Here is a 15,227-nt window from a genome sequence, read left to right as displayed (position 1 = left end):
GGAGTGAAGGACGAGTTAATCTTTCAGGAAGATCATGCCAGTCCGAACGAAGCGGCGTTCCTGTACAGCATGTAGATTGCCACGGCGAAGACCAGCCCGGCGAAGATCCGGTTCAGCGCGGCGCGCCGCCCGGCGAGGTGGATCGCCAGCCGCGTGCCGATGAGCCCGCCGATCACGCCGCCCAGGATGAACTCCACCGCAACCGCCCAGTTCACGAGGCCGGACGCCGCATAATTGACCGCTGTGGTCAGCCCGAAACTGCCGACCGAAAGCAGCGAGGACCCGATCGCGAAAATCATCGGCATCCCGGTCGAGAACAGCAGGCCAGGCACGATCAGGAAGCCGCCGCCAATGCCGAAAAAGCCCGACAGCGCACCGACCGCAAGCGCTGCGACCGCTACCGCCAGCAGCCCGGCCATGTCCGGCCGTTCATGCTGGCCACCCCCGCCATCCGCCACGCCGCGGGGCCGAAGCATCAGCAATCCCACCGCGATCATCAGGATCGCGAAGAGAAACAGCAGCTTCCCGCCATCGAACGCCTTGCCGAGGGTGGACCCGCCGCAGCGCCAACCATGCCAAGCCCGGCGAAAATGACAGCGCTCCGCCACCGCACATTCCCCTTGCGGGCATGGCCGCCAAAATTGGCGAAGGCATTGGCCGAAACCGCCAGCGCGCTCGTGCCGATCGCCACATGTGGCGCGAGGCCAATGACGTAGAGCATCAGCGGGGTCGCCAGAATCGAGCCCCCGCCGCCGATCAGCCCCAGGGTGAAGCCGACAGCGTTACCGGATACAAGGGCGAGAACCGTCTCGATCATGGAAAATCCCCCTGGCGGGTCACGCCACAAGACATTCATATTTACGAATATGTCTAGACCGGCATGTATCAGGTTTCAAGAATGCAACGCGCCGCCGCATCACGGCCGAACGATCACGTATCCCTTCCCGGCCAGCTCCATCAGCCGCGGTACGCCGTAAGGAACCTGCTTCGCCTTTGGGTTCAGCACCGGCGTGTGGCCGGTCTCGCGCTTGAGGGTCTCGATCGTGTTCATGCAGACGTCGAATTCGACATTCTGCGCGATCAGGCTGTCAACCTGCTCGCGCAGCGGCGAGTCGGCGAAGGTAAGCTCCACACCCGGCCCGAAGGCCACCACGATGATCGACGCCGTATCGGGCCAGACCTTCAGCACCGCATTGGCATTGTTGAGAACCTCGCGCTGCTTGGCCATCACCGAGTCCGAAAGTTGCAGCGCCAGCAGATGGGTCGCGAAAGGATTGCTGAGGGCGGCGCGCCCCACCCCCATCGCCGCCGCCGCAACGCCAAGGCCGCCGAACAACCGCCGCCGCGAACTCATGAAACCGCGTAGCCCGGATTGCCGGCGATCCCGAGCACCTTCACCCGGTTGGGCCGCGTCAGCTTCACCATTTTCACCTGGCGGAGATGCCGGGCCACCATATCCCAGACCGGCGTGCCGGTCTGCGGCAGGGACACCGAGGCCCAGCTCGCGACAGTGTATTGTTTCGTCGCCTCGACCGTAGTGCCATCGTCAAGTTCCATCGCGGAAATCCGGTGACCGATCGATTGGGCCGGCGCACAGGCATAGTTCATGCCGCCAACCCGGATCATATCTCCGCCCTGCTGATAGTACGGGTTGGGATTGAAGAGATTGTCGCAGACATCTTCCATCACCGCCTTGATCTCAGCGCCGGTCATGGTCTGCTTGTACACCATCGGATAGGTGATGGCCGTTTCCGCCAGCAGATCGCCCATCGTCAACGGCGCATTGCCAAGCACCGTATTGCCCCAGCGGAAACCGGGCGAGAAGGCGATCTGCGCGCCGGTTTCGGCCCGCAGCGCGTCCATGATCACCTGATCGACCGAGCCGTAGAAATTGTTACGCCGATAGAGCAACGTTTCGGTATCAGCCAGCTTTTCGTTCAGCATCGCGCGGTGCGGCACCTCTTGCGCCTCCACCGCGGCCGCCACCGTCGCGTCCTGTTTCACCTGATCGGCATAGATCGGCAGCAGCCGGTAATGCACGTCCCTCACCCGGCCTTTCGCCAGTTCGAGGTCGAGCACCGCGACGAATTTGCCCGCCGTGCCGGCATTCGTCACCAGCGTGATGCCGCCGGGATTCTTCACCGGGACGGGATGCGGCACCGCATCGTGCGTGTGTCCGCCGAGAATGACGTCGATCCCGCGCACCTGCGATGCGAGCTTGAGATCGACCGGCATGCCGTTATGCGAGAGCAGCAGCACGGCATCGACCTTCTTCACCGCGCGCAGTTCATCGACAACCTTCTGCATCCGGCCCGGGTGGATGCCGAACCGCCAGTCCGGCGTGAACCGGCGCGGATGCGCAATCGGCACATAGGGAAAGGCCTGGCCGATCACGCCGACGCGGTAGCCGCCAAGCTCGCGAATGACGTAGGGCGGGAATACGCGGCCGGTCTTCTGGTCGAAGGCAGGCGCGCCCATCATCTGCGATTCCGCCGAAAGAAACACGTTCTGGGCGATGAAGCGTCCGTGCAGCGCCTTGATGAGCGCCTCGATCCCGTCCTGCCCGTAGGTGAACTCCCAGTGCCCGGTCATCGCATCGATGCCGAGCAGGTTGCCGAGCGCCACCATGTTCTGACCGCGGGTGAGATTCGCGAGCCCCGTGCCCTGGCAGAGATCGCCGCCATCGAGCAGGATCGACCGCCCCGGCCCGGCTCCGGCGCGCAGACTGTCGATCACCGTCTTGAGGCTGGCGAAGCCGCCGAGCGGGCCGTAGCGATGCGCCAGCGCCTCGAAATCGAGGAAGGTGAAGGCGTGGGCGTCCCGCGTGCCGGGTTTCATGTGGTAGAAATCGAGAAAGGCCGAACCCACCAGATGCGGCGGCTGCCCGGCAGCGCGACCGACCCCGATATTCTGCGTCGGCTCGCGGAAATGCACCGGCCGCGCATTCGCGTGCGTGTCGGTCTGATGGATGATGCGGACATCGCCGCTCATCTTCACATCGTAAGGATCGGCGGCGGACCAGGCGATCCGCGGCAGCAGCGCCGTGCTGGCCGCCGCGGTAAGAAGCGCGCGTCGTGCAATCGTCATCCGTTCAGTCTCCGCCCGGCCGGCTCAGCGCGGCACTGCGTTCTGCCAGAGGCGCTTCTGGCTGCGCGCCTGGGCGATCGAGGCGGCGGCCAGCGCCTCGGCGCGCTTCGCCGAGGCCTCGGCCTTCGCATAGTCGCCCGCCGCATCGGCGGCCTTCGCCGCCTTGAAGGCGGCAATCGCCGGCGTCCACTGGTCATCGAGCGCCGCCGCGATCTTCATTTTCGCCGCGGCCCCGGCAATCGCCCGCGCCGCATCGACCTTTCCGGCGGCGTGCGCAACGCCGAGCCCCAGAACCGCTGCTGCCACCACCAAAGCCATCCGTTTCATGACCGTGCCCCCGGGCCCGCGATCGGCAGGCCGTTGCTCATGTAGGTGAGGAAATAGGCAAGGTCGCGATAGGCCGCCGAATCCGGTTTCGCCGGGACCGAACGCACCTTCTTGTTGCAACCGATGAACCGCCGCACCAGCGTGCCGACATCGCCCCATTTCGAGCGGTAGACCGGGAACGACGCGGTGATGCCGAGCGCCGGCGCCAGATATTGCCCCCGAAGTCGCTTGCCCGCCGCCTGCACGTGGCAGCTGGCACAGGAAAAGTTCAGCTGGCCTCTGCGCGAATAGAAATACTCCTTGCCCGCCTCGTACGCCGCAATCGCCCGCTTGTCGTTCGGGATGACGACATGGATCGGTTTGCCGTCCGAGGTCGAGGTCATATAGGCGACGATGTCGGCGAGTTCGCCCTTGGTCAGGCTGAGCGGCTTCAGCCCGTGCCGCTCGCGGCATTCGTTGACGGCGATACCGAGGGTGACGACCTTGCCGGTTTTTTCATCGAATTTCGGATAATCCTGCGCGATGCCGATCCCGCCCCGCGGAAAGCACGAGGCGTAGTCCGCACCATCGGGAAACTTCGTGCCGAATGCCGTCTTCCCGGCATCCACCGCGAAGGAATAGGGCGGGAATTCGAGAATCTGCTTCCACTGCGCGCGGTCGTTGGCGCTGAAATTATAGGGCCCGTTGACGTAATCCTGCAGCGCGAGCGTTGGAAAACGTGTCTGGAAATACCCCTGGAACGCCTTGAGATCGGCCGCCGGATCGGCCTTTGCCGGTGGCGCCAAGCCCGGTGCCAGCGTTGCGAGAGCCACGATCATCGCCCATGCGCGTTTCATTGTCTGTTCCCCCCAGCCGCGCGCGCCGGCACGCAGAATGCCGGCGCGCCTCGCTTACATGATTGCCGCCGACATGTTTGCGGTTTCGCCCTTGTTATCGACCCATGAAACCCCGATCGGATCGCCCGAGGCGCCGCCCTTGAAAGAGAACCTGATGAAGGGATTTTTCGAAACCGCGGGGCCCCAGAAGCCGCGCAGCACGAGCTTGCCCTTGTGGGTGAACTCGACCACCTCGATGTAATGCGGCGGAATGAGCTTGCCGTCCTTGCCCTTCACGAAGCCGGAATCCATCGGGTGCTTGATCAGCGCCTCGACAGTCGTCACCCCGCCCGATGTGGTTGCGTGAACCAGAATTTGATGTGCCATTGTTCCTCTCCTCAGCCGCACCCGCCGAGGGTGACCTTCACCTGTTTCGACGTGGCGTAGAGCTTGCCGCCCGCCTTCACCGCCGTGATGACCTCCGTGGTACGGGCAAGTTTCAGGCGGCTCGAGATTGCCGGGCTCGTGCCCTCCGGAATTTCATAGGCGCACGCAAGCGAATATGGATTGTGCCGGGCCAGCAGCGCGGCACCGGTGATGCCCGTCTCGTTCGCGTCGATGGAAATCGGCACCACTGCGCCATTTTCGGCAATATCCGGCGCCTCCATCTTCACCTGGTCGGTCGAGACCAGGGTCGCGCTGCCCCACAATGCCTTCAGCGCCACATCGGGCATGGTCGCCTTGAAGGCCGCTTCGGGCCAGAGCGAAGCCTTCGGCGCCGCCACCGCAGCGGCAGCGAGGCCGGAACGCGGCATCGCCAGCGCCGCGGCGCCGCCCACGGCACCGAGCAGCACCGCCCGGCGTGCGGGCCCCGTCTTTCGTGGTTTGGTCATCATCTTGTGTTCCCCAATGCATATCTGCTTCGAAGCAGTTCGGCCTTCACTTGGTGTAGAGAAAATCGATCACTTCATTGATCTGTCTCGGCGTCAGGATCAGGTTCTTCCCGAAAGCGGGCATCACCGTCTGCGGGTTTCGCGCCTGCTCGTCGAACACGATCGCATAGAATGTCTTGCGATCTGGTATCATCGCTTTCACGTCCTTGAGCGCCGGACCGACATTGCCCGGTTCCACCGCGCCGGCGAAACTGTGGCAGGCGGCGCAGTTGCCGAGCGACTTGGTGGTGGCGATCTTCTCGCCCGCGGCAACTTGCTGCGGTGTGGCCGCCAGCGCGACGGCGGGCAGCACCGCGACGGCGAGGCCCAGCAGGATGGCGGTGTGTTTCATTTCCCCCTCCTCATTTGCCGCTCCCCTTCATATCGTCCACCGGGCCGGTGGTGCGCGGGGTCAGCCCCATCTTTGCGGCGCTCGATGTGATCCGGACGGAACCGGCCGGCGCGCAATCCTTCATGCAGGCGATATTATGCGTGACGGGACGCGGATCTTTCCAGTTGAAAGAGTCGCGGTTGGGCATCTGCACCCGTGGCACGCTCTGCGCATCGGCGACGAATTTTCCCGTCACGATGCCGTTGAGGTTCAGGATGAAGGCTGTCAGCGCATAGACCTGGTCGGGCTTGAGCGTATGCGGCGCATAGAACGGCATCGCGCGGTTGATGTAGTCCCACAGCGTCGTCGCGTAGGGCCAGTAGCTGCCTACCGTTTTCTGCGGCGCCGTTCCCGCCAGCGACCCGACGCCACCGGCGAGCGCCGGATAGCCATGCGCCCCCTCGCCAAACCCACCATGGCACATCGCGCAATCGCTCGAAAAGAGCTTTTCACCCGCCGCCACCGTGCCGCTGCCGGGCGGCAGATTGGCCCCATCGGGCGGCACGGCGATGGTCCAGCCGGCGATCTGCTGCGGCGTCGGCGTTGTGCCGATCGCGTAATGACCCGGCGGTGTGGCGGGCTTGTAGCGGGACAGTGCGCCATTGCCGGTGCCGAGATCGCGCCACACCTTCAGTGTCGCGGCCGGCACGATCCCGTCATAGGATGGCGCGGGCGCATCGCCCGCCCGCGCGATGGCGACAGCCGCCACCATCCCTGCGGCGGCCATCAAAATCCTACGAGAGCTGGACATTGTTCACCGTCCCGTCGGCCAGCACCTGCCATGTCTGGATCGAGTTGTTCTCATAAACCGGATCACGCCCCCAGAATTTGTGTTTCTGCCTGATCGTCGGCTGAACGTAGCCGGTTTCGTCGGTGACGCGGGACTGGATGAGCGCCGGCTTGCCATCCCACCGCCAGTTGAAGGTGAACCGGGTCAGGCAGCGCGAAAGCACGGGGCCGTCCAGCGTGGCGCGATGATAGTTCACCCCGCCATCGAGCGAGACATCGACATGCCTCACCCGCCCGTTGCCGCTCCAGGCGAGGCCGTGAATCTGATAAAAACCCGGCCCGCCGGTCAGCTTCTTCTCCGGGCAGGGAAAGGTGATGACCGATTTCGCATTCATCGCCCAGGTGAAGCCGAGCGATTTTCCATCGCCCAGCAATTCGCTGTATTCGCTGGTCTCTTCGCGGGTGATCCAGGGCTCGGACCCGACCTGGAGCTGGCGCAGCCATTTCACGTTCACATTGCCCTGCCAGCCCGGCACGACGAGCCGCACCGGATAGCCCTGCTCAGGGCGGATCGCCTCGCCGTTCTGCCCCCAGGCGATGATGCAGTCATCAAGGCATTTCACCATCGGCAGCGAGCGATCCATGTGGGCGCCGTCCGACCCGCTCGCAAGAACCCAGCGGCTGTCGGGCAGCAGACCGGCCTCATCGAGCAAGGTCGACAGCCGCACGCCCGTCCATTCGGCACAACCGATCATCCCGTGAGTGAACTGCAGGGAATTGAGCTGCGCCGCCGGCCATTCGGTGGCGCCGTTGGCGGGGCACTCGATGAAATGGATGCGCGACACGGATGGATAGCGCATCAACTGGTCGAGCGTCAGCAGCAGAGGCCGCTTGACCCGGCCGGAAATCATCAGGCGGTAGTGTTTGGGGTCAATGCTGGGACGTCCCGAATGGTAGCGCTCGAAGAACAGGCCATTCGGGGTGATGATCCCATGATGGTCCTGCAAGGGCGTGAAGCTCGCATCCGCGTCCTTGGTCGGCGAAAGCCACGGCACATAGCGACGGATGACGTTCTTTTCGAAGCGCGAAGGCCTGCCATAGGGACGAGAGTCGACGCCGGCACCCAGCGCATTCGACCACGGATCGTCAGCAGGCGGTGCGATCGTGGCAGCACGAGCGCCGGTGGAAGCGGCGGTGGCGATAGCACCAAATGCGGCGCCGAGCCTGAAAAGGCTCCTTCGATCGGTTTTGGACATTTCCCCTCGCAGCAGCAAAATTCTTCCCGATACGTGTCAGGAGCGATATTTTTCTGTCTTCCTCACATTCATATAGTAAATTGAATATGTCAAACAGAAAATATGTTGCCGGATCATGATCGCCATTCTTCTCTACACGCTGCTTTGGGCAAGCTTCGGCGCGGGGCATAGCTACCTTGCAACGCCGGGTGGGCAGGCGTTGCTGTCGCGCCTCGCGGGGCCGGGCGACCGCCTGGTTTATAACGCGATCGCTGCGGCGCATCTCGCGGTGGTGCTGGGGATCGGCCAATCCTTGTTCCCCGGTCATGGCTTCAACCTGCCGCGCGGGATCATCGTTCTCGGCTGGATCGCGGCAAGTGCGGGGGCCATTGTTCTGGGTCTGGCCGGCCGGAATTACGATCTCGCCCGCTTCACCGGCCTCGCCCAGTTCCGCGCCGGCAAACCCGACCGCGATTCTCCACCCGAGCCGCTCGCAACCGGCGGCATGAATGCGCTGATACGCCACCCGCTCTATCTTGGCCTCGTTTTGATTCTCTGGGGCCTTGCGACGTCGCCATTCCGCCTCGTCACTGCCACCGCCGCAACGGCCTATCTGCTCATCGGCATCCGCTTCGAGGAACGAAACCTGCTGCGCCTCTACGGCGACGCCTATCGAAGCTACCGCGCCAGGGTGCCGATGCTGTTGCCGCTCCGCTGGAAGCGGCGCTGAATTTACTTGACGCAAACGGCAATAGCCACGACCCTGCCCGGAGAGGGAGGACCACCAGCATGAACGTGACGACAAAGATCAATCCGCCTGATGGCATATCGGCCGAAGAATGGCAGATCCGCTGCGACCTTGCCGCTCTGTACCGGCTGGTCGCACATTTCCGGATGACCGATTTCATCTACACCCATATCAGCGCGCGTGTGCCCGGGCCTGAACATCATTTCCTCATCAACGATTACGGCGTGATGTTTCACGAGATGCGGGCTTCCGACCTCGTCAAGATCGACCTTCACGGCAACCGCATCGAAACGCCCGGCATTTCCGCACAACGCGTCAACCAGGCCGGCTTCACCATCCATTCCGCCATTCATATCGCCCGGCCCGACCTTGTCTGTGTCGTGCATACCCACACCGCCGCCGGCATCGCGGTCGCAGCGCAGGAACAGGGGCTGCTGCCGATCAGCCAGCACGCGATGAAATTCTATGGCCGCCTGTCCTATCATGGCTACGAAGGCATTGCGCTCGACCTCGACGAGCGCGAGCGCATCGTCCACGATCTCGGCCAGAACAAGGCGATGATCCTGCGCAATCACGGCCTGCTGGTCGGCGGCCGCAGCATTCCCGAGGCGTTCCACGAGATCTATTTCCTCGAGCGCGCCTGCCAGGCGCAGGTCGCCGCCATGTCGGGCGGCGCGAAGCTGGTGATCCCGCCGCGCGAGGTCTGCGAGCATACCGCCGCCCAGTTCAACAAGGACGAGGCAAACCGCATGGCGCATTACGAGATGGCATGGCAATCCGCCCTCCGCCTCATCGAGGGAAACGGCGACTACCGGAGCTAGTGTCCTGCTTCCGAAATTCATGGGTGAATTTCAGAAACGAGCAGGACATTAAATGATTGATTTTCCTAGTGTCCCGAATCTGAAATCCGGTGGATTTCAGATTCGGGACACTAGAGCATCATCCGATCAGATGATGATACTCTGATTGCCAATACGATAGACCACGACTTCCGATCCGGACGGATCAGATGTCGTGGTCAAAACCCGACGATTTCGGTCCTGATCTCGCGGCTGTGCCGGTCGAACAGCGCAAGCCCGAGGTCCTTCTCCCGCGCCGCCCGCGTCGCTTCCAGGTAGAGTGCGAGCGCCTTGCGGATCAACAGCGCCTTGTCGTCAGGCGTGGCCGCGCATTGCTCGATCTGTGCATGCAAATCTTCTGACAGGATCAGATTCAAGCGGACGGCCATCCATGGTTCCTTGCGGCATAAAGTTTCCGTTTCAGGAACTTAGACTACGCAGATTCGAAATCAAGCGGCAGCAATCCTTACTCTTGCTGTCAGTGCGAGATACACGACACCCGAAACCACGGCGGAAACCAGGAAGGAGATATCGCCAAACCCGGGATGCGCCGCGGCGAAACTTCCGACGAAGAGCGGATACTGGTTGAAGAAGGGAACGCTCGCCGCAATGCCCGCGATCCAGGCGATGAAAGCGGCATTCGCCCCGCTTATCCGGCTGTGCCGGCGCGAATAATGCGCCAGCATCGTGACGGCAATCCACGGGGCGGTCCAGTATCCAAGGAAAAAAAGAAAACTCTCGTAACTCTTGATGAAATGGGTGGCGGCGAGAACCGAGATCGCGGTGCCGATCGCGCCGCTCAGCAGCGCGGCCTGGTATTGCTTGAGCCGGAAACCGAGAGCCAGGGATGAGAGGGTTGCGGAATAGATGTTGATGATGTTGGCACTGATCGTGCCGACCACGATGGCGATGATCAGCGGCGCATGGAACCAATGCGGCATCCATGGGGTGAACAGGTCCGAGGGTTTCGAGAGTGCGACGGTTGCGCCGATCAGCGCCCCCAGCACCTCCATCCAGACGCAGGAGAGGAACGTGGCCAGGAATGCGTTGGTGAAAACGGCCCGCCCGGTCGCCGAGCGGTCGCCCGTGTGGTGAAGATAGCGGGTGTAGTCAGACGAATAGGGAATCCACCCGAGAACGTAGGCAACGATGATGGAGGTGGTCAGAATGAAGGCGCCCGACGTGCCGCCGACAGTCTTCAGCATTTTCGGGTTGGCGGGGGGCAGATGGCCGACATGGGCGGCAGCGAACGCGGTGAGCACCAGAAAGATCGCCACCAGCAGGAAAAAGAAATATTTCTCCGCCGCATGGATCAGGTCGTGACCGATTGCGGCAATCGCGACCTGGATCACGCACAGCGCAATGATGTTCGGGATGAGCCCGGTGCCGAGCATGTATTCGAGCGCATAGCCGCCGATGATCGTGTTGACGCCGAACCACGAGAAGCCGCCGAAGAAGTTCAGGAATGACGGCAACCGGTTGCCCAGCCGACCAAACCAGGCAGCGCCCTGGATCATCTGGGGCAATCCGTATTCCACCCCGAATGTCGAGAACAGCCCCAACAATACCGAGCCGATCAGATTGCCGAGCAGGATTGCGGCGATCGCGTCGACCGCGGACAGGCCGAATACGCCGGTTGCCAGCGCGCCGGTGGTAATGGTTGCGAACTCCACGTTCGCGGCCATCCAGAGCCCGAACAGCGCACGCGGACTGCCGCGGGTCTCTTCCGGGGTGACCTTGTCGATCCCTTTTGTCTCAACCGTGATTGTGCCCGCCTCGGCCATTCCCGCCTTGCCCCTGTTGTTTGTCCCCGATCTTTCCGATGCAGCAAAAACCGTGCCTGTGTAAATAGCCTGCGGCAGGTCAAGCATGAGCAGTATCGAGGCGAGTCTGCCCATTTCGGCAGCAGTCAAAGCCTCGCGGCGGGCAGCAGCACCCAGGCGGCACCTGCGGCAATGGCAATGCCATAGGGCAAGACCGCCTTCCGGGCACGCCAGCGCTCGGCCGCCCACAGCCGGCGAAGCAGTCCGGCGCCATGCGGGACCGGTAACAAGGGCCGCCGCGCCAGGCGCAGCGCCAGATAGGCCAGCGCCAGAACGCCGCCGGCGAGGGCCGTCGCGAAGAGGAAACCCGCAAGGGCCAGGGGTGGGAAGCCAATGGCGAGCGCCACAATCAGCTTCACATCGCCGCCACCGACCAGCCGCCGCAAATAGAGCGCAAACAGCGCCAGAAACAGCACCGCGGCCATGGCGAGGCTCACACCGAGAGGCTGGATGCCATCGCGAAGCCGCAGCGCCACCCCGGCAAGGGCGAGCACCAGCGAGACGCCATCAGGAATGCGGCGCAGCAGCAGATCCTGCCAGCAGGCGACCGCCAGCGGCACGAGCATCGCGATCTGCACCACATGATCCATCCAGGCTTCCAAGGCTTGCGCCCCGCCGGGGCTCGTCCGACGCAAACTGACAGACCCGGACCAAGGAATGGTTAACGCGGCGATCCGGCCAGCTGGTCGAACGCTTCAAGCGCCTCGGCCGCATACATCGCCGATGGGCCGGCACCCATATAGACAGCCATGCCCAGCGTCTCGGCGATTTCGGCACGGGTGGCGCCCGCGCTCGCGGCACCCTGCGCGTGATAGGCGATGCAGGGCTGGCAGCGCGTCGCCACCCCGATCGCCAGCGCGATCAGCTCCTTCGTCTTGCGGTCGAGCGCGCCACTGGCGCAGGCGGCCTTCGCCAGGGCGGAAAAGCCGGCCATCGCCTCCGGCGCCGCCTTGCGCAGGTCGGCGACGCCACCATTCATCGCGCCGATCAGCGCTTGCCAGTCCTCGATCATCGAATCTCCCCCCTTCAGCCGGGCGTGCCGGCCAGCATCAGCGCCACAGCACAGGAAGCGAGACGGGTGCGGGCATCATCCGCCCGGCTGGTCAGCACAATCGGTATGCGCGCGCCGACGACGACGCCGGCCGCATCCGCCCCGGCCAGGAAGGTAAGCTGTTTCGCGACCATGTTTCCCGCCTCGATATCCGGCACCAGCAGGATGTCCGCCCGGCCGGCGACCGGCGACTCGATCCCCTTCTCCGCCGCCGCGCGCGCGCTCACCGCATTGTCGAAGGCAAGCGGGCCATCGATGATGCCGCCGGTGATCTGGCCGCGCTGGCCCATCTTGCAGAGTGCGGCGGCATCGAGGGTCGAGGGCATTGCGGGGTTCACCGTTTCCACCGCCGACAGTACGGCGAGGCGCGGCGTCTCGATTCCGATAGCGCGCGCAAGATCGATCGCGTTCTGGGCAATGTCGCGCTTGGTCGCGAGATCGGGGGCGATGTTGATCGCCGCGTCGGTCACCAGCAGCGGGCGCGGATAGCTCGGCACGTCCATGACATAGACATGCGACAGGCGCCGCCCGGTGCGCAGGCCGTTCTCGGCCAGCATCACCTCGTGCATCAGTTCGTCGGTGTGCAAAGCGCCCTTCATCAGCAGCTTCGCCGTACCGTCGCGGACCAGTTCAACACCGCGCGCGGCGGCGGCGTGGCTGTGCGGAACCGGCTCGATCCGCAGATCTCCCAGATCGAGCCCGGCCTTTTCGGCGGCGGCGCGAATCTTCGCCTCGGGCCCGACCAGGATGGGCACGATCAGCCCGGCACGGGCGGCATCGAGCGCGCCGCGCAGGCTGACATCGTCGCAGGGATGCACCACTGCGGTGACCAGCGGGCCGCGCGCCCGGGCCTCGCCCAGCAAGGCGTTGAACCGCTCGTGCCGGCTGAGGCGAACCTCCGGCAGCGGCATCGCCGGCCGCCGCACCTTCTCGGTCGGCGCGGCGACGAGGGCGGTGCCGCGCAGAACCTCGGTGCCCGACTGGTTGACCGCCGTGCAGGCAAGCGTGACCCGATGCCGTGCCGGCTCAAGTTCGGTGACCGTCACCGTCGCGGTAATCTCGTCCCCCGGCCCGACCGGGGCGCGGAACTGCAAGCTCTGATCGAGATAGATCGTGCCGGGGCCAGGCAGCTTCGTGCCCAGCACCGCCGAAATAAGGCCCGCCGTCCACATGCCATGGACGATGATATGGTGGAACATGTCACCGCGGGCATATTCGGGGTCGAGATGCGCCGGATTGATGTCCCCGGAAATATAGGCGAACAGGGCAATGTCATCGGCCCGCAGGATGCGCCGCACGCTCGCGGAGTCGCCCACTTTCAGTTCGTCGAACACGCGGTTCTCGATCATCGGCGCCGCGAGGGGGGCGGGCGCCGGCCCGATATCGTTCATGTCGGTCTCCGGTCAGCGTTCGTGGATGTAATGCCCAGGCGCTGCGTCGAGCACCGGATATCCGGCCTCCTCGCGGCCGAGCGGCGGCGGCGCGGCCGGCGGACTGGAATGCGCGCCGAGGAAGGCGACCCATTCCGGCCACCACGAACCGTCATGCTTCGGCGCCTCGTCCTGCCACGCCTCCGGCGCGAGATAGGGCTCGCCCGGAAGACGCTGGAGACTGGCGTAATGACGGTGCGGATGACCCGGCTCGCTGACAATGCCGGCATTATGCCCGCCGGACGTCAGCACGAAGGTGATGGGGCCACGGTTGAGCAGGTGCAGCTTGTAGACCGAATGCCAGGGCGCGATATGGTCCCGCTCGGTGCCGACGACGAAGAATGGCACATCGATATCGCCAATGGCGACCGGCCGGCCGCCGGCCGAAAGCCGCCCCTCGGCGAGGTCGTTATGCAGGAACAGATGACGCAGATATTCGGCGTGCATCCGATAGGGCATGCGCGTCGCGTCCATGTTCCAGGACATGAGATCGTTCGGATGCTCCTGCTCGCCGATGAAGTAGCGGCGGATCATCCGCGACCAGATCAGGTCGTTCGAGCGCAGCATCTGGAAGGCGCCGGCCATCTGCTTGGTATCGAGATAGCCATGTTGCCACATCAGGTCTTCAAGGAAGGCGAGTTGCGCCTCGGTGATGAAGAGCTGGAGTTCGCCAGCCTCGGTGAAATCGGTCTGCGCGGCAAAGAGCGTGACGGAGGCGAGGCGGCTGTCATGATCGCGGGCCATCGCGGCGGCGGCGATGGAGAGCAGTGTGCCGCCCAGGCAATATCCCGTGGCGTGAATCTTGAGCGCGCCGGTGATGGCGCTGACGGCATCGAGCGCGGCCATCACGCCATCGGCACGGTAGTCATCGAGGGTCAGATCGCGATCGCCCTTGTCCGGATTGTGCCAGGACATCATGAACACCGTATAGCCTTGGCCAACGAGATAACGGACCAGCGAGTTCTCCGGCGAGAGATCGAGGATATAATATTTCATGATCCAGGCCGGGACGATCAGCACCGGTTCGGGCCGCACTTCACCCGTCGTCGGGGAATACTGGATCAGCTCGATCAGCCGGTTGCGGTAGACCACTTTCCCCGGGGTGATCGCAACATCGCGTCCCGGCGCGAGCGGCAGCCGATTCTCATGGTTCAGGGCGATTTCCGTATCCTTGAGCAGGTTACGCAGCCCGGCCCGGATCGACTCGCCGTGGCTTTCGCGGGCCGCGTGCTCCACCTCCGGGTTGAGCATCGGCAGGTTGGCGGGTGCGATCGCATCCAACGACTGGCGGATCATGAAATCGACGATACGCTCATGGGCGGCATCGACCCCGGCGATGCCGGTCGCCGCATCGTGCCACCAGCGTTCGACTCGGAGAAAGTATTCCTTGTAGAGCCGATACGGCATGTCCTGCCAGCGGGATGATCGAAACGATGATCATTGTCGCAGGGCGGTGTGACGGCCTCCTCAAGGCCGAGCGCCACACGCCAGACCGCCGCCCAATCCTCCATGGCGCGCCGGGCCAGGTCCATCCGCCGCGTGGGCTGGTTCGCCAGATGCACGGCCCAGTCGCGCCAGGCCAGCGCGATGCCGGCGGGCGCCAGACCAGCGGTGAGCCGCGCCTCCGCCGCATGCAGCGACCGGTCCAGCGCATCCGTCGTCGAAACAGGCTCATGCGGCGCGATCGAGGCGGGCAGCACTGGCGGCGGCAGGGGTGACGGCTTGAGTGCCTCGGCGGGCGGTTTCGGTCGGGCGCCTGATCGGCTGCGGCTGGTTTCGGTGCTCACGGGTCTGATTATCCTTGCAGGTATCCGGGTCAT

At 64.1% G+C, this 15,227-nt stretch carries 18 protein-coding genes and 1 pseudogene; 2 read left to right on the top strand and 17 right to left on the bottom strand.

All coding sequences use genetic code 11. The annotated features are described in order from the left end of the window. Window positions 1–32: 32 nt before the first annotated feature. The 10 genes and pseudogenes from ACIDOCELLA78_RS84560 to soxC all read right to left on the bottom strand — a co-directional run bounded on the left by ACIDOCELLA78_RS84560 (window position 33) and on the right by soxC (window position 7,537). A pseudogene (locus ACIDOCELLA78_RS84560) lies at window positions 33–817 on the bottom strand (sulfite exporter TauE/SafE family protein). Between the two features lie 99 nt (window positions 818–916). After that, entirely contained in the window at window positions 917–1,354 is a 438-nt protein-coding gene (locus ACIDOCELLA78_RS84555; RefSeq protein WP_201727980.1) for a hypothetical protein, read from the bottom strand. Next, complete coding sequence (gene soxB, locus ACIDOCELLA78_RS84550) at window positions 1,351–3,087, bottom strand: thiosulfohydrolase SoxB (RefSeq protein ID WP_201727979.1); 1,737 nt, start codon at window positions 3,085–3,087, stop codon at window positions 1,351–1,353. The genes ACIDOCELLA78_RS84555 and soxB overlap by 4 nt, the downstream gene beginning before the upstream one ends. A gap of 24 nt (window positions 3,088–3,111) precedes the next feature. Next, the gene (locus ACIDOCELLA78_RS84545) at window positions 3,112–3,405 is read right to left on the bottom strand and encodes a hypothetical protein (protein ID WP_249675211.1); all 294 of its coding nucleotides are present in this window, start codon (window positions 3,403–3,405) and stop codon (window positions 3,112–3,114) included. A 5-nt stretch (window positions 3,406–3,410) separates the two neighbouring features. Beyond that, window positions 3,411–4,250: a sulfur oxidation c-type cytochrome SoxA gene (gene soxA / locus ACIDOCELLA78_RS84540; protein ID WP_201727977.1), complete on the bottom strand. Its 840-nt coding sequence runs from the start codon at window positions 4,248–4,250 to the stop codon at window positions 3,411–3,413. Window positions 4,251–4,304: 54 nt separating this feature from the next. Then, the gene (gene soxZ, locus ACIDOCELLA78_RS84535; RefSeq protein WP_201727976.1) at window positions 4,305–4,616 is read right to left on the bottom strand and encodes a thiosulfate oxidation carrier complex protein SoxZ; all 312 of its coding nucleotides are present in this window, start codon (window positions 4,614–4,616) and stop codon (window positions 4,305–4,307) included. An 11-nt stretch (window positions 4,617–4,627) separates the two neighbouring features. Next, window positions 4,628–5,122, bottom strand: a complete 495-nt coding sequence (soxY, locus tag ACIDOCELLA78_RS84530; protein WP_249675183.1) for a thiosulfate oxidation carrier protein SoxY — start codon at window positions 5,120–5,122, stop codon at window positions 4,628–4,630. Window positions 5,123–5,168: 46 nt separating this feature from the next. After that, complete coding sequence (gene soxX, locus ACIDOCELLA78_RS84525; protein ID WP_201727974.1) at window positions 5,169–5,513, bottom strand: sulfur oxidation c-type cytochrome SoxX; 345 nt, start codon at window positions 5,511–5,513, stop codon at window positions 5,169–5,171. A gap of 10 nt (window positions 5,514–5,523) precedes the next feature. Next, entirely contained in the window at window positions 5,524–6,279 is a 756-nt protein-coding gene (locus ACIDOCELLA78_RS84520) for a c-type cytochrome (RefSeq protein WP_249675181.1), read from the bottom strand. Between the two features lie 7 nt (window positions 6,280–6,286). Next, entirely contained in the window at window positions 6,287–7,537 is a 1,251-nt protein-coding gene (gene soxC, locus ACIDOCELLA78_RS84515; RefSeq protein WP_201727972.1) for a sulfite dehydrogenase, read from the bottom strand. A 115-nt stretch (window positions 7,538–7,652) separates the two neighbouring features. Between soxC and ACIDOCELLA78_RS84510 the strand changes: the two genes are divergently transcribed. Beyond that, complete coding sequence (locus ACIDOCELLA78_RS84510; protein WP_201727971.1) at window positions 7,653–8,246, top strand: isoprenylcysteine carboxylmethyltransferase family protein; 594 nt, start codon at window positions 7,653–7,655, stop codon at window positions 8,244–8,246. Between the two features lie 59 nt (window positions 8,247–8,305). Then, a complete protein-coding gene (locus ACIDOCELLA78_RS84505; RefSeq protein ID WP_201727970.1) occupies window positions 8,306–9,085 on the top strand; it encodes a class II aldolase/adducin family protein in 780 nt (259 codons plus the stop codon). A gap of 197 nt (window positions 9,086–9,282) precedes the next feature. Here the strand turns inward: ACIDOCELLA78_RS84505 and ACIDOCELLA78_RS84500 are convergent, their stop codons facing one another. The 7 genes from ACIDOCELLA78_RS84500 to ACIDOCELLA78_RS84470 form a co-directional block, all read right to left on the bottom strand. After that, window positions 9,283–9,492 carry a hypothetical protein gene (locus tag ACIDOCELLA78_RS84500; RefSeq protein WP_201727969.1) on the bottom strand — a complete coding sequence of 70 codons (210 nt, stop codon included), beginning with the start codon at window positions 9,490–9,492 and terminating at the stop codon, window positions 9,283–9,285. Window positions 9,493–9,552: 60 nt separating this feature from the next. After that, on the bottom strand, window positions 9,553–10,974 hold the full coding sequence (locus ACIDOCELLA78_RS84495) for a cytosine permease (RefSeq protein ID WP_249675179.1): 1,422 nt from the start codon (window positions 10,972–10,974) through the stop codon (window positions 9,553–9,555). Window positions 10,975–11,012: 38 nt separating this feature from the next. Then, on the bottom strand, window positions 11,013–11,516 hold the full coding sequence (locus ACIDOCELLA78_RS84490; RefSeq protein ID WP_201727968.1) for a prepilin peptidase: 504 nt from the start codon (window positions 11,514–11,516) through the stop codon (window positions 11,013–11,015). Window positions 11,517–11,587: 71 nt separating this feature from the next. Further along, on the bottom strand, window positions 11,588–11,938 hold the full coding sequence (locus ACIDOCELLA78_RS84485) for a carboxymuconolactone decarboxylase family protein (protein WP_201727967.1): 351 nt from the start codon (window positions 11,936–11,938) through the stop codon (window positions 11,588–11,590). A 14-nt stretch (window positions 11,939–11,952) separates the two neighbouring features. Next, entirely contained in the window at window positions 11,953–13,368 is a 1,416-nt protein-coding gene (locus ACIDOCELLA78_RS84480; RefSeq protein WP_201727966.1) for a bifunctional enoyl-CoA hydratase/phosphate acetyltransferase, read from the bottom strand. Window positions 13,369–13,380: 12 nt separating this feature from the next. Then, window positions 13,381–14,814, bottom strand: coding sequence for an alpha/beta hydrolase (locus tag ACIDOCELLA78_RS84475; protein ID WP_249675176.1), 1,434 nt, complete (start codon window positions 14,812–14,814; stop codon window positions 13,381–13,383). Continuing rightward, the gene (locus ACIDOCELLA78_RS84470; RefSeq protein WP_249675174.1) at window positions 14,700–15,194 is read right to left on the bottom strand and encodes a poly-beta-hydroxybutyrate polymerase N-terminal domain-containing protein; all 495 of its coding nucleotides are present in this window, start codon (window positions 15,192–15,194) and stop codon (window positions 14,700–14,702) included. Before ACIDOCELLA78_RS84470 ends, ACIDOCELLA78_RS84475 begins: the two co-directional genes overlap by 115 nt. Between the last annotated feature and the right edge of the window lie 33 nt (window positions 15,195–15,227).

The sequence above is a fragment of the Acidocella sp. C78 genome, from assembly GCF_907164655.1.
The sequence above is the reverse complement of the archived record's forward strand: the minus strand, read 5'-3'. Positions and strand labels throughout refer to the sequence as shown.

Bases quoted from the DNA above. Each gene is read 5' to 3' on its own strand.
- ACIDOCELLA78_RS84555 (WP_201727980.1), bottom strand. From the start codon at position 1,354: ATGAGTTCGCGGCGGCGGTTGTTCGGCGGCCTTGGCGTTGCGGCGGCG.
- soxB (WP_201727979.1), bottom strand. From the start codon at position 3,087: ATGACGATTGCACGACGCGCGCTTCTTACCGCGGCGGCCAGCACGGCG.
- ACIDOCELLA78_RS84545 (WP_249675211.1), bottom strand. From the start codon at position 3,405: ATGGCTTTGGTGGTGGCAGCAGCGGTTCTGGGGCTCGGCGTTGCGCAC.
- soxA (WP_201727977.1), bottom strand. From the start codon at position 4,250: ATGAAACGCGCATGGGCGATGATCGTGGCTCTCGCAACGCTGGCACCG.
- soxZ (WP_201727976.1), bottom strand. From the start codon at position 4,616: ATGGCACATCAAATTCTGGTTCACGCAACCACATCGGGCGGGGTGACG.
- soxY (WP_249675183.1), bottom strand. From the start codon at position 5,122: ATGACCAAACCACGAAAGACGGGGCCCGCACGCCGGGCGGTGCTGCTC.
- soxX (WP_201727974.1), bottom strand. From the start codon at position 5,513: ATGAAACACACCGCCATCCTGCTGGGCCTCGCCGTCGCGGTGCTGCCC.
- ACIDOCELLA78_RS84520 (WP_249675181.1), bottom strand. From the start codon at position 6,279: ATGGCCGCCGCAGGGATGGTGGCGGCTGTCGCCATCGCGCGGGCGGGC.
- soxC (WP_201727972.1), bottom strand. From the start codon at position 7,537: ATGTCCAAAACCGATCGAAGGAGCCTTTTCAGGCTCGGCGCCGCATTT.
- ACIDOCELLA78_RS84510 (WP_201727971.1), top strand. From the start codon at position 7,653: ATGATCGCCATTCTTCTCTACACGCTGCTTTGGGCAAGCTTCGGCGCG.
- ACIDOCELLA78_RS84505 (WP_201727970.1), top strand. From the start codon at position 8,306: ATGAACGTGACGACAAAGATCAATCCGCCTGATGGCATATCGGCCGAA.
- ACIDOCELLA78_RS84500 (WP_201727969.1), bottom strand. From the start codon at position 9,492: ATGGCCGTCCGCTTGAATCTGATCCTGTCAGAAGATTTGCATGCACAG.
- ACIDOCELLA78_RS84495 (WP_249675179.1), bottom strand. From the start codon at position 10,974: ATGCTTGACCTGCCGCAGGCTATTTACACAGGCACGGTTTTTGCTGCA.
- ACIDOCELLA78_RS84490 (WP_201727968.1), bottom strand. From the start codon at position 11,516: ATGGATCATGTGGTGCAGATCGCGATGCTCGTGCCGCTGGCGGTCGCC.
- ACIDOCELLA78_RS84485 (WP_201727967.1), bottom strand. From the start codon at position 11,938: ATGATCGAGGACTGGCAAGCGCTGATCGGCGCGATGAATGGTGGCGTC.
- ACIDOCELLA78_RS84480 (WP_201727966.1), bottom strand. From the start codon at position 13,368: ATGAACGATATCGGGCCGGCGCCCGCCCCCCTCGCGGCGCCGATGATC.
- ACIDOCELLA78_RS84475 (WP_249675176.1), bottom strand. From the start codon at position 14,814: ATGCCGTATCGGCTCTACAAGGAATACTTTCTCCGAGTCGAACGCTGG.